The organism is Pseudobutyrivibrio xylanivorans, assembly GCF_008935055.1.
GTDB classification, from domain to species: Bacteria; Bacillota; Clostridia; order Lachnospirales; family Lachnospiraceae; genus Pseudobutyrivibrio; species Pseudobutyrivibrio xylanivorans_A.
In genome coordinates, this window is sequence record NZ_CP043028.1 from 2290416 (window position 1) to 2304409 (window position 13994).

At 41.7% G+C, this 13994-nt stretch carries 15 protein-coding genes; 14 read left to right on the forward strand and 1 reads right to left on the reverse strand.

Annotated features, from left to right (window positions below):
• The first annotated feature begins 224 nt into the window (after positions 1 to 224).
• The 3 genes from FXF36_RS10255 to FXF36_RS10265 are packed head-to-tail and all read left to right on the forward strand — an operon-like array spanning position 225 to position 2969.
• Positions 225 to 1757: a glycoside hydrolase family 43 protein gene (locus tag FXF36_RS10255; RefSeq protein WP_151623785.1), complete on the forward strand. Its 1533-nt coding sequence runs from the start codon at positions 225 to 227 to the stop codon at positions 1755 to 1757.
• Positions 1758 to 1774: 17 nt separating this feature from the next.
• On the forward strand, positions 1775 to 2731 hold the full coding sequence (locus tag FXF36_RS10260; RefSeq protein WP_151623787.1) for a glycoside hydrolase family 43 protein: 957 nt from the start codon (positions 1775 to 1777) through the stop codon (positions 2729 to 2731).
• Positions 2721 to 2969, forward strand: a complete 249-nt coding sequence (locus FXF36_RS10265) for a DUF6171 family protein (RefSeq protein WP_151625755.1) — start codon at positions 2721 to 2723, stop codon at positions 2967 to 2969. Before FXF36_RS10260 ends, FXF36_RS10265 begins: the two co-directional genes overlap by 11 nt.
• Positions 2970 to 3078: 109 nt before the next feature.
• Here the strand turns inward: FXF36_RS10265 and FXF36_RS10270 are convergent, their stop codons facing one another.
• Positions 3079 to 3999 carry an ArsR/SmtB family transcription factor gene (locus FXF36_RS10270; protein ID WP_151623789.1) on the reverse strand — a complete coding sequence of 307 codons (921 nt, stop codon included), beginning with the start codon at positions 3997 to 3999 and terminating at the stop codon, positions 3079 to 3081.
• Between the two features lie 430 nt (positions 4000 to 4429).
• On the opposite strand from FXF36_RS10270, the gene FXF36_RS10275 reads away from it, so the two are divergent.
• The 11 genes from FXF36_RS10275 (at position 4430) to FXF36_RS10325 (ending at position 13874) form a co-directional block, all read left to right on the forward strand.
• Positions 4430 to 5863, forward strand: coding sequence for an ABC transporter substrate-binding protein (locus tag FXF36_RS10275; protein WP_151623791.1), 1434 nt, complete (start codon positions 4430 to 4432; stop codon positions 5861 to 5863).
• Between the two features lie 26 nt (positions 5864 to 5889).
• Positions 5890 to 6864 (forward strand): ABC transporter permease subunit, encoded by a 975-nt coding sequence (locus FXF36_RS10280; protein ID WP_330583181.1) that lies wholly within the window; start codon positions 5890 to 5892, stop codon positions 6862 to 6864.
• A gap of 1 nt (position 6865) precedes the next feature.
• Positions 6866 to 7735 carry a carbohydrate ABC transporter permease gene (locus FXF36_RS10285; RefSeq protein WP_243143495.1) on the forward strand — a complete coding sequence of 290 codons (870 nt, stop codon included), beginning with the start codon at positions 6866 to 6868 and terminating at the stop codon, positions 7733 to 7735.
• Positions 7736 to 7759: 24 nt separating this feature from the next.
• Positions 7760 to 9280: an alpha-N-arabinofuranosidase gene (locus FXF36_RS10290; protein WP_151623793.1), complete on the forward strand. Its 1521-nt coding sequence runs from the start codon at positions 7760 to 7762 to the stop codon at positions 9278 to 9280.
• 128 nt (positions 9281 to 9408) lie between these two features.
• Entirely contained in the window at positions 9409 to 10473 is a 1065-nt protein-coding gene (locus tag FXF36_RS10295; RefSeq protein ID WP_243143496.1) for an FAD:protein FMN transferase, read from the forward strand.
• A gap of 2 nt (positions 10474 to 10475) precedes the next feature.
• On the forward strand, positions 10476 to 10874 hold the full coding sequence (locus tag FXF36_RS10300; protein ID WP_151623795.1) for a NusG domain II-containing protein: 399 nt from the start codon (positions 10476 to 10478) through the stop codon (positions 10872 to 10874).
• Between the two features lie 21 nt (positions 10875 to 10895).
• Entirely contained in the window at positions 10896 to 11396 is a 501-nt protein-coding gene (locus tag FXF36_RS10305; RefSeq protein WP_317617402.1) for a Gx transporter family protein, read from the forward strand.
• A 57-nt stretch (positions 11397 to 11453) separates the two neighbouring features.
• Positions 11454 to 12341 carry a DegV family protein gene (locus tag FXF36_RS10310; protein WP_151623797.1) on the forward strand — a complete coding sequence of 296 codons (888 nt, stop codon included), beginning with the start codon at positions 11454 to 11456 and terminating at the stop codon, positions 12339 to 12341.
• Between the two features lie 149 nt (positions 12342 to 12490).
• Positions 12491 to 13060 (forward strand): HdeD family acid-resistance protein, encoded by a 570-nt coding sequence (locus tag FXF36_RS10315; protein ID WP_151623799.1) that lies wholly within the window; start codon positions 12491 to 12493, stop codon positions 13058 to 13060.
• A gap of 1 nt (position 13061) precedes the next feature.
• A complete protein-coding gene (locus tag FXF36_RS10320) occupies positions 13062 to 13295 on the forward strand; it encodes a hypothetical protein (protein WP_151623801.1) in 234 nt (77 codons plus the stop codon).
• 9 nt (positions 13296 to 13304) lie between these two features.
• Positions 13305 to 13874, forward strand: a complete 570-nt coding sequence (locus FXF36_RS10325; RefSeq protein ID WP_151623803.1) for a TetR/AcrR family transcriptional regulator C-terminal domain-containing protein — start codon at positions 13305 to 13307, stop codon at positions 13872 to 13874.
• Positions 13875 to 13994: the final 120 nt, after the last annotated feature.

The following is a 13994-nucleotide window of genomic DNA, read 5'->3' on the forward strand; positions in this document are numbered from 1 at the left end:
GGGAGGTTAGCCTGCATCGGTTGTTTTTTTTTGTTTTAATTAATTTTAAAATAATTATTGTTATTTTAAAGTAATGATGATATAGTAAAATAAATTAATGATGAAGTGTTACACCTCATCAGTCAGCAAAGCTGACAGCTTCCCCTCAAGGGGAAGCCAATTCAAAGCATATAAAGGGGCTTGATGCTTTGGACCAAACCAATAATTATCAGGAGGTAAGATGCATGAAGCGTTTGCTTTCATGTGTTCTGGCTATTTCTATGGCAGGTGGTCTAGTGGCTTGTTCAGGCTCTGAATCTGAAGTGAAAAACTATACAGTTAGCTACGATGGCATTGCCACAGGCGACGTTTCTTCGGGCGTTTCAGTCCATGACCCATCCATATTAGAAGTAGATGGAACCTATTATATTTACGGCTCGCATATGACTGCGGCCAAAAGTGATGATCTTTTAAACTGGAAAAAGGTGGCAGACGGCTACAACAAGACAAATCCTGTCTACGGACAGATTTATGAGGTGGCTGATGAGGCCTTTGCATACTCTGGTAGTAAGGACAGCATTATTAAAACTGATGACAAGAAGACCCATGTGTGGGCACCGGATGTGATTTACAACGAGACCATGGGAAAATACGTGATGTATTATTGCACCACCAGTACCTGGAATGCATCTAATCTTTGCTTCGGTATCAGTGATACTCCGGAGGGACCATTTGAATGGCAGGGAGCACTAATCTATTCCGGATTTACCAATAAAAATATCGCATATACGGATGTTCTCGAATATGTTGATGAGGAATATGCAAAGAAGCATTATATAAAGGCAGGCGCCTATAACTACGAGGATTATCCTAATGCAATCGATCCAACAGTTTTTTATGACAAGGATGGTCGCATGTGGATGACCTACGGTTCATGGTCAGGCGGTATTTATCTTTTAGAGCTTGATCCTAAAACAGGTCTTGTGATTCATCCAGAGGGTGATGAGGCAAATGGTGTTGATGCCTACTTTGGCAAGAAGCTGATTGGCGGTGGACACATCTCAATCGAGGGGCCATACATAATGTACGACAGCGATACAGATTATTATTATCTGTTTGTATCCTACGGTGGGCTCACAAGCACTGGTGGCTACCAGATGCGAGTTTTCCGCTCAAAGACCGTGGACGGAGATTATGTGGATATGAATGACAGCTTCCCAGAAAAGAGTGCAATGCATCAAAACTTTGGGCTGAAGCTTTCTGGAAACTATAAGCTGCCAAGCCTGGACAGGGCATACATGGCAACAGGTCATAACTCAGCATTTGTTGATAGTGATGGAAAGAAATATATTGTGTACCACACCAGATTCAACGATGGCGGTGAGGGACATTCGCCAAGAGTTCATCAGCTTATTATGAATGAGGAGGGCTGGCCATGCGAGCTTCCTTATCAGACACAGGGGGAGACTGTTTCTGATACAGGCTACAGCAAGGAAGATGTGGTTGGTCGCTATTATGTGATTAATCAGGGCACAGATATTTCAAGTGATATTGCAAATCCAGTTATCATTTATCTAAACAAGGATGGCAGCTGCGAGGGCAAGGATTCCACAGGCACCTGGGAGATGAAGGATGGCACTTATTATATGAGTGTCACTATCGATGGAATTGACTACAGCGGCGTGTTCTGCCAGATGAGGGATGAGGCAGGCACTGACGTGATGACATTCTCGGCAGTAGGCGAGAATCAGTCAGTTTGGGGAGTTAAGTATGAATAATTAGTAAGGGAGATTATATGAAAATGGACAAGGATTTTAAGTTTAACAAACCGTGGATTCTGCAACGCGCAGATCCCTATGTCTACAGACACACTGATGGGAAATATTATTTCACCGCATCTGTGCCTGAATATGATAAGATTGTACTCAGATGCAGCGACAGTCTTGAGGGGCTAAAGGATGCTGCAGAGCTTGAGGTATGGCATAAGCACGACAAGGGCCCTATGTCTAAGCATATTTGGGCACCGGAGATTCATTATCTTTTCGGCAAATGGTACATCTATTTTGCTGGAAGTGATGTTGATGATATTTGGGCGCTTCGCCCTTATGTTTTGGAGTGTCAGGGCGACGACCCTATGAAGGATGCCTGGATTGAAAAGGGTAAAATCACAAGAGCAGACTCTGACGAGTTTTCTTTTGAAGCCTTTTCTCTTGATGCCACTGTTTTTGAGAATAAGGGTCAGTGGTACTATATCTGGGCTGAAAAGGTGGGAGTTGGCAAGCAGATTTCAAATCTCTACATTGCCCGCATGAAAAACGGATATACGTTAGAGACAGACCAGGTGCTTCTTACAACACCAGACTATGACTGGGAGCGCCACGGCTATTGGGTAAATGAAGGCCCTGCTGTGATTAAGCGTGACGGCAAGATTTTCATGACCTATTCTGCCAGCGATACAGGAATCAATTATTGCATGGGAATGCTGACTGCAGATGAGGACAGTGATTTGCTGGACCCACTTTCATGGAAGAAGGAGCGCTATCCAGTGCTTGCTTCATCTACTGAGCATGTGGTATACGGCCCAGGTCATAATTCATTCACTGTGGATGAGGAAGGCAATGATATTCTGGTTTATCATGCAAGGACAGAGACGGAAATCGTGGGTGACCCTCTCTACAATCCAAACCGCCATGCCATGCTTATGAAGTTTGAATTTAAGGATGGAAGACCAGTATTTGACTATGATAGATAACAGAGTTTGTACACGGTGTCTGCTTCGAGATATGATCGATGCAGACACTGCTATGATTGAAAAATATAAGGCTGCACTGAAGCCGGAGGATATGGCTTCGGAAGCAGAATATGAGAGACGCCTTGGTATCTGCAAGGAATGCGAAAAGCTCAACGCAGGCACGTGCATGTCCTGCGGATGCTACGTCGAGCTTCGCGCAACGGCCAAGATATCTAGGTGTCCAAATAAGAGATGGTAATACAAAAGCCTCCAGTTACGGCTACAAGCCTGAGAGTTTCTTTGCTCGACTACATGTCTCGCGCCAGAAACCTCAGAGCTTGATGCCTACTGGAGGCTTATTCGTTACTTTAATTATTAGGCATATAGTTCATCGATACGCGGATATCTTGTCCGTAGTTTCCGAAGGTCTTTCCGAAGAGCGTGATGCCGCCTACATGCTCTGCATCGTCTTCGACTGCGATGCGGAAATCCATTGGTGCACCCTGCTTCAGGTTGAGCGAGTCGATAGTCACATCCGAAATTTGAAGACCATCGATGAAGGTGCCGTGGCGGTTGATAACAAGAAGCTTCAGCAGGCCATACTGGTTCCAGTTTGGTGGCCACCAGTCAGGCGTGAACATTCCAAGAATGTCTCCACCGAAATCTCCAGGGCTTGTCCACATGCCAAGCTTGGTTCCGTTAAGTGAAAATGAAATGTCCGAAGGCCAATTATTGTCTATGCCTGGTGCCTCAGAGGAAATCTCGAAGGAGATTGAAATCTGAGTGATTTTATTGTTGCTAGGGATAAGGTTTGGAAGTGAATATTCCACAAATCCCTTTGTGAACCAGATGATGTCTGCATTGAAACGATCAGGATGGCTGAAGTAGCGGGCGTCGTCGATCTCGCCGATAACTGAGCTACTGTTTGCAATACCACAGGTAGGGCAAACCTCGTATTTTGAGAACTGGCCCACCTTGATATCGGTGGTGAATACATTAGCCAAATCAACAGGCTTTTCAATTTCTACAACGATTTTATCCTGAATAACTGAGCATATCTTCGAATTGCCGTGAGCAGCAGATTCATTGGAGGTGGAGATAAGTCCGCACTCCTCAAGCTTTTTGATGTGACCTGTGAGGGCACCGTTGGAAAGCTTCAGCTCTGTGGCTAACTGGTTCATGCTCATGTGATCATTTTCCAATAGTATGTTTAATATCTGGATACGCACGTCTGAGCCTAAGGCTTTAAACAATTCCAGTCCTTCGTCTAGTGAAGTGATGTGAATCATTTTATTTATACTCCTTTGCTTTTATACTTCATTCCCACTAAAAATACTTTAGCAAGATAAAGTATTATACATATTATAAAAATAAACGATTATTATGTCAATAAAAGACCTCTAAATCATATCGATTATTTTAATTAAAAGTAAAAATGCCATCACTTTATCTAGTTGAAGACCATTAACTTCAACCGTTATAGTAAAATTGTCCAAAAACTCTGTGACGAATTTGTGTATAATAAAAGAATATCCAAAATAGTTTAGAAATATCTAAAATAATTATTGACTTAGTGAAATACGAGCCGTATGATAATTACATAATCGTTAATGAGTTTTGCAGAACAACATTAAATGACTATCAAGCCTCAGTCATTAATGAATGAAGTTGCAAAACTAAACGAAAGAAAATTTCTTTTTGATTAAAAGGAGGAGAAGAATGAAGAAGAAATTGCTTAGTGCATTACTTTGCACATCAATGGCAGCAAGCTTATTCGTAGGTTGCGGGGGCGCTGCTTCAGAGGGAGGAGTTGATCCTGACGCTGCTGAAGCTACAGAAGAGGAAGCTGCAGAGGAGACTGCTGAGGCAGAGGCAGTAACAAACACATTTGGTGATCCAAACGGAACACATCTTGAGATGTGGACATTCGTTGAACTTCACGGACAGCACTACGGTGTTATGGCTGAGGAGTGGAACAAGCAGCATCCAGACAACACAATCGAAATTACATGTACAACATATCCATATGGTGATATGCACACAAAGCTTCTTACAGCTTTAGAGGCAGGTACAGGTGCTCCTGATATCTGTGATGTAGAGGTAGGTCAGTTCCCTAACGTAGTTGAAGGTCTTGACCAGTGGTTAGTACCTCTCAATGATTACGCTAAGGATTACCTTGATACAATGGTTACATCAAGAATGGAAACATATCAGGGTGAAGATGGAAACTACTATGGCGCTCCATACCACGTAGGTGCTACAGTAATGTACTACAACGTAGCTGCAATGAGCGAGGCTATGGGACTTAGCCAGGAGGATGTAATCGCAAAGATTGATGCAGTTAAGACTTGGGATGATTACGCAAAGCTTGGTGAAGAGTATGTTGGAGCAGTTAACGAAGAGGGCAAGTACTGGACATCAGTTGATACAGGCGGAACAGATTGGCTCTGGCTTGCAATGGCTGAGAACGGTGATGACTGGACAGGTGGATTTGATAATCCTGCAAACGTAGAGCTTGACTCAGTTAAGACAATGCTTGAGATGCAGCAGAGCTGGTTAAAGTCAGGTCTTGCAGAGATTTCTCCAGATGGACATGTTGATCTTGAGGCTGGTTTCCAGAACATCATGGATCACAACATCGTTTCATTCCCTAAGGCAATGTGGTACATGTCACGTTTCACAAACTACATGCCAGAGGAGTCAGGCAACTGGTACATCGCTAAGTGTCCTGTATTCAAGGCTGGTCAGAAGTGCTCAGTTGGTATCGGTGGTACAGGTACAGTTGTAACACAGCAGTCAGCAAATAAAGAGCTTGCAGCAGAGTTTACATGCTGGGCAAAGATGTCAGCAGAGGGCGAGCAGCATATCTGGGATACACTTGGATTTGATGTATGTAACTCAGCTCTTTGGGGTGATGATGCATTCGCACATGATGACAACAACCAGTACAACAAGTTCTTCATCAACTATCCATATGATGTATTAAATGATATTGGAATGGACAACATTGGAAAGATTTCAGTTGTTTCAATCAGCCCAACAATTAACGAGTACATCTGCACAACAACACTTAATGAAGTTCTTGAGGATCCAGATTACTCAGTAGCTGACGCTTTGAAAGAGGCTCAGGATGCTGTTGATATGGAGCAGTAAGCTTTCCCGTTAACAGGAGTAGAATTATGGATATTTCAAATACAAGGGTGCCTGCCGAGGGGCAGGCATCCTCTTTTAAAAAATCAGAAGGAGTAGAAGGCGTTATGAAATTTAGAAAAATCTTTTATTCACAAAAGGTTGCACCATATGTTTTTGTTGTGCCTTTTATTCTTAGTTTCTTTTTCTTCTGGGTGTACCCACTTATCACTGCATTCACAATGAGCTTCCAGGATATTGGCGCTATCACCTCAGAATGGATTGGCTTTGCAAATTACACAAAGCTTTTAAAGGATAATGTATTCCACATCGCTGTTATGAACAGCGTGAAGTACATGTTCTTTACTCTGGTTCTTCTTATTCCATTCCCAATGCTTTTTGCAGTGCTTATGGATAGTCATCTAGTTAAGGCTAAAGGTGTGTGGAAGGCAATTCTATACATGCCAGCATTAACTTCAGTAGTTATTTCTGGTACACTTTTCCGCCTTATGTTTACAGAGTACACAACAGGTCAGATGAATATCATTTCATCATTCCTTGGACTTGGAACCTATAAATGGTTGAAGATGGGCTGGTCAGGTATGCTTGCCCTTTTGATTGTAGCCTGCTGGAGATGGACAGGTGTAAACATGCTTTACTTCTTATCTGGTCTAAAATCTATTGATACTGCTTTATATGAAGCAGCAGATATCGATGGAGCTTCAGGATGGCAGAAGTTTAGATATGTCACATTGCCACTTTTAAAACCAACTACAGTTTACGTACTTACAATTTCAGTTTATGCAGGTCTTTCAATGTTCCTTGAGTCATACATGTTATGGGCAGGAAACTCATCACCAAACAACATTGGCCTTACAATTGTAGGTTACCTGTACAAGCGTGGTATTGAAAAGAACGACATGGGTTATGCATGTGCAGTTGGTGTAGTACTACTTGTAGTAGCACTTATTATAAATTTCGTTCAGTTGATATTTAACGGAACATTTAAGAAGGAGGAGCAGTAATATGGCAAAGCAAAAAACAATGTCAGGTACTCCTCAAAGAAGAGTAGGAACAATTTTAGGAACAGGCTTTTTCCTGATTCTTTCATTAATTATCGTATTTCCGGTTTTTGCAGGTTTGCTTGCATCCTTCAGACCAGGAACACAGCTTATACGTAGAGGTCTCGCAATTGATTTAGATATTTCTACTATGAATCTTGACAATTATACTTACCTGTTCAGTGGTAATGCAGACAGCCAGAAATATTTCATGTGGTATAAGAACTCTCTTGTTATCACTATTGTTTCTGTAACACTGACACTTTTGATTTGTTACTTTGTTGCGTATGGTCTGACTATGTACGATTTCAAATTTAAGAATCTCTTATTTACAATCGTTCTTGCAACAATGATGGTGCCATTTGAGATCCTTATGCTTCCACTTTATAAGGAAATAATTGCATTCAAGCTTATCGACACTTATACAGGTGTAATTATTATCGGTCTTTGCGGTGCATCCACGATTTTCTTCTTCAAACAGTATCTTTCAGGTCTTCCTAAGGATTTGTTGGATGCAGCCCGTATTGATGGATGTAATGAGTACAGCATTTCTGTAAGAATTATTTTGCCACTGGCAAAGCCAGCCTTTGCATCAATGGGTATCCTTTGTGCAATGGGTAGCTGGAATGCAATCCTTTGGCCACTGCTTGTACTTAAGGGAGCAGAGAAGTTTACACTTCCAATTGGTCTTAACACACTGTTGACACCATACGGAAACAACTACGATGTGCTCATCGCTGGTTCAATGTTTGGAATTTTACCTATATTGGTCATTTTCTTAATCTTTAATCGATACATTATTGACGGAATGACTGCAGGTGCGGTAAAAGGATAATATCAAAATACGAGGAGAAGAATAATGGCTAAACTAGTTATAAACAACGAGAATAAGAAATCTACAATTGCTCCAGAAATTTATGGACACTTCTCAGAGCACCTTGGTCGTTGTATTTATGAGGGACTTTATGTAGGCGAAAACAGTGACATTCCAAACGTAAATGGTATGCGTACTGACGTAGTGGAAGCGCTTAAGGAAATGAAGATTCCTGTACTTCGCTGGCCAGGCGGTTGCTTCGCAGACGAGTATCACTGGATGGACGGAATCGGTCCAAAGGAAAAGCGTAAGAAGATGATTAACACTCACTGGGGTGGTGTAGTTGAGGATAACAGCTTCGGTACACATGAGTTCTTCGAGCTTTGCCGTCAGCTTGGATGCAAGACATACGTAAATGCGAATTTAGGCTCAGGCACAGTTCGTGAGATGAGCGAGTGGGTTGAGTATATGACCTTCAATGGCGTTTCTCCAATGGCTGACCTTCGTAAGGAAAACGGTCATGAGGAGCCATGGGTAGTTGATTACCTTGGTGTTGGAAATGAGAACTGGGGTTGTGGCGGAAACATGCGCCCGCAGCACTATGCTGATGAGTACAGACGCTACCAGACTTATGTTAGAAACTACAATGGCAACAAGCCAATCACAAAGATTTGCTGTGGTGCAAACGTAGATGATTATCATTGGACAAAGGAAGTTCTTGATACTTGCTTTGACCATACTCCAGAGCACTTACACGGACATATGGACGGTCTTTCTCTTCATTATTATACCCTCCCAGAGACAGAGGATGACTGGAATTTCAAGGGAAGTGCTACAGATTTCACAGAGGAGGTATTCTACCAGACTCTTAAGAGAAGCTACTTTATGGAAGAGCTTATCAACAAGCATGGCGCAATCATGGATCAGTACGACCCAGACAAGAAGATTGGCCTCATGATTGATGAGTGGGGTATCTGGACAGATGTTGAGCCAGGTACAAATCCAGGCTTCTTATATCAGCAGAACACAATGCGTGATGCACTTGTTGCTGGTATGAACCTTAATATTTTCAACAAGCACTCTGACAGAGTTAAGATGGCTTGTATTGCACAGCTTATCAATGTTCTTCAGTCAGTTATGCTTACAGACGGCGAGAAGATGATTAAGACCCCAACTTATTATGTCTTCAAGATGTTCCGTCATCATCAGGGAGCAAAGCTTCTTGATTCAAGCCTTCTTAATAATGGTACAGTTGGCAAGGACAAGAACGAGCTTCCAAAGGTATTTGAATCTGTTTCTGAGGACGAGAACGGTGTAATCACAATTACACTTACAAATAACTCTCTTGAGTCAGCTGAGGATGTAGAGATTCAGCTTACAAAGGATGGCGGTGCATTCAATGTTTGCGAGGCAGTTTACGTGTCTGGCGCAATGAACGCTCACAATACTTTCGAGGCTCCTGAGGTTGTAAAGGAAGCAGAGTTCAAGGATTATGCAAAGACTGCTGATGGTCTTACTGTCAAGCTTCCAGCTTGCTCAGTTGTAAGCATCAGAATTAAAAAATAAGATACAGTTACTTTTTCTTTTCATTAACTTCCTATCGATAAAAATTATGAAAGGGCTCGGCGGTTGTTGGTCGCTGGGCTCTTTTGTGTTACAATACAAAATATCAAAAGCATTGTTAGGGGAAAATAATGAAATCTGTAAAGATGAATGATATAAAAAGAATAGTTTACATGGGGGCGCTTGTTAGTTGTGCCCCTATTTTTTGTGCCTGCCAGAAGAATGACGTTTCTCAGGACTACAGTTCTACCACTTTTTTTGCTATGGATACTGTTATGGAAATTCAGATTGACGGTGATGAGACTCTTTTGACAGAAGCGCAGCAGCAGGTTATGGATCTAGAGAACAGATTGTCTGTTACTAAGGATGGCAGTGAGGTTAGCAAGCTTAACAGCGCAAAGATTTGCAGATTTTCAGAGGATTCTACGGAGATTCTAACAGGTGCCCTTCAGGTTTGTACAGATACTGACGGAGCTCTTGATATTTCCATCTATCCTGTGCTTAAAGAGTGGGGCTTTACTACTGGTGAATATAAGGTGCCGGATGAGGAGACTATAGAGGATTTGCTCTCTGATGTGGACTATTCACAGGTTCAGGTGGCTGTCAGAGATGATGGTCAGGCAGATGTGGTGATTCCTGAGAATATGGAAATTGACTTGGGAAGTGTGGTTAAGGGTTATACCAGCCAGATGCTTGCCGACTATTTTGCAGAAAATGGAGTGGATTCGGCTCTCATAAATCTGGGAGGAAATGTCCAGTGCATCGGAAGAAAGACTAATGGAAATCCTTGGAAAATTGCAATTAAGAGTCCATTTACTGATTCAAAAACTGGCATCCTAGGAGTGCTTGAAGCTGAGGATGTTTCCATTATTACATCAGGTGGCTACGAGCGCTATTTCGAAGAGGATGGCCAAATGTACTGGCACATTTTGGACCCTGCCACAGGCCATCCTGCAAAGAATGGACTGGTTTCAGTTTCCATTATTGGAACTGATGGCCTTAAGGGTGATGGATTGTCTACCTCACTTTTTGTTAAGGGGCTTGATGCAGCGTCTGATTATTGGAGAGAGCATCAGGATTTTGATGCGATTTTTGTTACAGATGACGAGCAGGTATATATTACTGAGGGGGTGGCTGAAAAGTTTCAGCTCTCTCAGGAATATGCGGATTTTGATTTAAAGGTGATTAATAAATAGTTATGAAGAAAAATGATTTTATTCTGATAGCTGTTGTTTTGATTATCGCATTTACGATATTTGCGGGACAGCGACTTTTGAACAAAAATAATAACGAGAATAACGAGGCGGTTCCAGTGGCTGTTGTGCAGGTTTGTGGTGAGGTTTATGGTGTATATCCTCTGTCTGTTGACCGTGAGGAGAGGATTGAGCTCGAGGATGGAAGCTATAATATCTTTTCTATTAAAGATGGAGAGGTAACTATGATAGAGGCTTCCTGCCCAGACAAAATCTGTGTGAATCATCCTGCAATTCATTCTTCCTATGATCCGATTGTCTGTCTTCCTAACGAGGTGATTATCACTGTACAAGGAAATGACGATGCAGATGGCGATAACGATATTGATTCTATAGCTAATTAACGATAATAGGAGCATAGTCTTATGAAAATGAACACTAAGAAAATTGCATATTTAGGTCTTTTGATTGCACTGGCATTTGTTCTATCTTATATAGAGGTTTTGCTTCCGCTTAATATTGGAATACCTGGAGCAAAGGTTGGACTTGCAAATATTGCAATTGTGGTAGCGCTTTACACTATCGGTTCCAAGAATGCATTTATGCTTTCTATTGTACGTGTGATTCTTGTAGGACTTACATTTGGAAACCTTGCAATGATGATGTACAGTGCGGCAGGAGCGGTTCTTTCCTTTGCTATGATGTATATTGGAAAGCGAACAAAGAAGCTTTCAATTACAGGTGTCAGTGTTCTTGGAGGAGTTTTCCATAATGTGGGACAGATTATCGTGGCGATGTTTGTCCTTGAAACAAAGCAATTGGTATATTACCTGCCATTTTTGATTGTAATTGGTACTATTTCTGGAGTGGTAATTGGTATAATTTCAGCTATGGTTAGCAAGCGTGTAAAGGTTGCATTCTTCTAGCTGTTTGGGGTATACTTTTACAGGTTATAATGTTATTTGAAGAGTTAGGGTAGAAAAATGGAAAAATACGTTATTAGTTGCTGTTCGACAGCAGATGTGACTGAAGAATTTCTTAAGGAAAAAAATATAGAGCATATTTGCTTCCATTATTACATGGATGACAAGCCATATGTGGATGATCTTTTTAAATCAATGTCACCAGCTGAGTTTTATCAGGCAATGTTAGACGGAGCAATGACCAGAACTTCTCAGGTCAATGCGGAGGAGTTCACTGAGTACTTCAGAGGATTTTTAAAAGAAGGAAAGGATGTGCTTCACATTACACTTTCAAGCGGTATTTCCGGTGTTATCAATTCAGCCCGCATTGCTGCAAACGAACTGAAGGATGAGTTCCCAGACAGAAGAGTAGTTGTTATCGACAGTCTTACAGCTTCATCTGGCTATGGACTTTTCATGGACAAGCTTGCAGAGCTTAGAGACTCAGGTTTTGATTTTGATAAGCTTGTTGCATGGGCAGACAATAATGTGCAGAAGCAGAATACCTGGTTCTTTACCACAGATCTTACATTCTTTATCAGAGGTGGTCGAATCTCAAAGATTTCTGGATGGTTCGGCACAGCCCTCAATATTTGTCCGCTTCTGAATATCAATGATGAAGGAAAGCTTATTCCTCGTCAGAAATGTCGTGGTAAGAAGCTGGTTAAAAAGGCAGCTCTTGCAGCTATCAAAGAGCGCATTGAAAATGGAACAGATTACGATGGAAAGATTTTCATCACTCACTCAGTTTGTATGGAAGATGCCAGAGAGATGGCAGATATGCTTGAAGAAGCTTTCCCAAACATGAAGGAGAAAATCCGTATTTTTGATATTGGACCTACAATTGGTTCCCACACAGGCCCAGGCACAGTAGCCATCGGATTCTGGGGTGGAGATAAGGAACATTAAAAGTCTCCCCTGCGGGGGATTTTTTTAATAGGCTTCCCCTTGAGGGGTGCTAGATGCCAGTGGCATCTGTTTAGCACCGACCGAGGCGGTAGCCGAGAAAAGCTGTCAGCGATAGCTGACTGATGAGGTGTTAAAAGGGGGAAACTAACATGAAAGAAAAAATCAAAAGCTTACGACTCAACATCACAATCTCAGCACTATTTAGCATAGTCATTGGTGCACTACTTTTGATTTACCCAGCGGAGAGCCTTGCTACAATCAGTCGTGTGATTGCGGCAATCATTATTCTGGCAGGTCTGTTTATTATTATTAGCCAGATTTATGAATATGGCTTCAATGCCATGGGAATTGTTGTTGGTGGAGTGCTTGCAGTCATCGGTATCTGGCTTTTTCTTGCACCAGGCTCAATTGTTTCAATCATCCCTATCGCAATCGGTGTACTTTTAGTGGTTCACGGCTTGCAGGATTTGGGACTTGCCATTGAGGGTGTAAAGGCACATGCGCCAAGAGGCTGGCTGCCATTCGTATTTGCGATATTGAACATTGTTCTTGGTGCAGTATGTATCGCAGGTGCATTCAATGTTGTAAAGCTTGCTACACGACTTATCGGTATAATGCTTATCTATGATGGCATTTCCGATATCGGAATTGTCCACAAGGTTAGAAAGGCTACTACCACAGTGGTTGATTCTACTATTATAAAAGAGGAAAATGTCTAAAATGGGACAAATGGAATTTAAGATGGAACGCACCGGTCTCCTTGAGATCGGTGATGTTTTATCTATCACAGAATACGAACTGCCAAACTCATATTATTATGTGCTTGGCCGTTCTTACGCCATGTCTGGCAATTACACAACTCTCCAACGCATTTCAGCAAAAGAGGGTACGGTGGTTGACGTAAAGGAGACCCCTAAAGGATTCTACGTTACAGTGGAATATAAGGATTCTTAAGGAGCTAGAATGAATAATCAGACACAAAATCCAATTGATATAGTACTTGCAAACAGCTTGAAGTCTCTTGCTGCCACTAAACCAATTGAAAAGATTACAATCAAAGAAATTACTGACAAGGCGGGTGTTATCAGACCTACCTTCTACAATCACTTTCAGGATAAGTACGAGCTTTTAGAGTGGATAACTTTCAACGAATTGTTCAATCCTGTGGAACCATTGCTTGAAAATGGAATGCTCAAAGAGGGTGTTACATTTATTCTCACTGCAATGGAAAAGGAAAAGGATTTCTACAAGAGAGCGGTAGCACTAGAGGGCCAGAATTCCTTCAACGAGATTTTTACAAGATGCGTTCAGGATGCAGTAGCTCACTATATCGATTTGGAAAGTCTTGCAAAGGTGGCTAATTATCCTTGGCTCAAAGAGGATTTGGTTGCAGAATTTTTAGCTCATTCCATCAGCTGGGTTACCATCGAATGGATTAAGAAGGGCATGAAGGTGCCTGTTGAGGAGCTGACTGACGTCTATATCAAGATTTTCCATAGCCCAATCATTGAGGTTGTCACCAGCCTGAAATAAGTCTTTTTAAAAGTCATACAAAAAAGCTACATTGTAGCTTGTGTTAACACAGTTTTTAATGATTGAATATTAGTATAGGGGATTCTTTGATTTATTATTAAAAATGTGAGAAATTTAAGA

Bases quoted from the DNA above. Each gene is read 5' to 3' on its own strand.
- FXF36_RS10265 (WP_151625755.1), top strand. From the start codon at position 2,721: ATGATAGATAACAGAGTTTGTACACGGTGTCTGCTTCGAGATATGATC.
- FXF36_RS10290 (WP_151623793.1), top strand. From the start codon at position 7,760: ATGGCTAAACTAGTTATAAACAACGAGAATAAGAAATCTACAATTGCT.
- FXF36_RS10315 (WP_151623799.1), top strand. From the start codon at position 12,491: ATGAAAGAAAAAATCAAAAGCTTACGACTCAACATCACAATCTCAGCA.
- FXF36_RS10285 (WP_243143495.1), top strand. From the start codon at position 6,866: ATGGCAAAGCAAAAAACAATGTCAGGTACTCCTCAAAGAAGAGTAGGA.
- FXF36_RS10275 (WP_151623791.1), top strand. From the start codon at position 4,430: ATGAAGAAGAAATTGCTTAGTGCATTACTTTGCACATCAATGGCAGCA.
- FXF36_RS10270 (WP_151623789.1), bottom strand. From the start codon at position 3,999: ATGATTCACATCACTTCACTAGACGAAGGACTGGAATTGTTTAAAGCC.
- FXF36_RS10280 (WP_330583181.1), top strand. From the start codon at position 5,890: ATGGATATTTCAAATACAAGGGTGCCTGCCGAGGGGCAGGCATCCTCT.
- FXF36_RS10295 (WP_243143496.1), top strand. From the start codon at position 9,409: ATGAAATCTGTAAAGATGAATGATATAAAAAGAATAGTTTACATGGGG.
- FXF36_RS10320 (WP_151623801.1), top strand. From the start codon at position 13,062: ATGGGACAAATGGAATTTAAGATGGAACGCACCGGTCTCCTTGAGATC.
- FXF36_RS10255 (WP_151623785.1), top strand. From the start codon at position 225: ATGAAGCGTTTGCTTTCATGTGTTCTGGCTATTTCTATGGCAGGTGGT.
- FXF36_RS10300 (WP_151623795.1), top strand. From the start codon at position 10,476: ATGAAGAAAAATGATTTTATTCTGATAGCTGTTGTTTTGATTATCGCA.
- FXF36_RS10305 (WP_317617402.1), top strand. From the start codon at position 10,896: ATGAAAATGAACACTAAGAAAATTGCATATTTAGGTCTTTTGATTGCA.
- FXF36_RS10260 (WP_151623787.1), top strand. From the start codon at position 1,775: ATGAAAATGGACAAGGATTTTAAGTTTAACAAACCGTGGATTCTGCAA.
- FXF36_RS10325 (WP_151623803.1), top strand. From the start codon at position 13,305: ATGAATAATCAGACACAAAATCCAATTGATATAGTACTTGCAAACAGC.
- FXF36_RS10310 (WP_151623797.1), top strand. From the start codon at position 11,454: ATGGAAAAATACGTTATTAGTTGCTGTTCGACAGCAGATGTGACTGAA.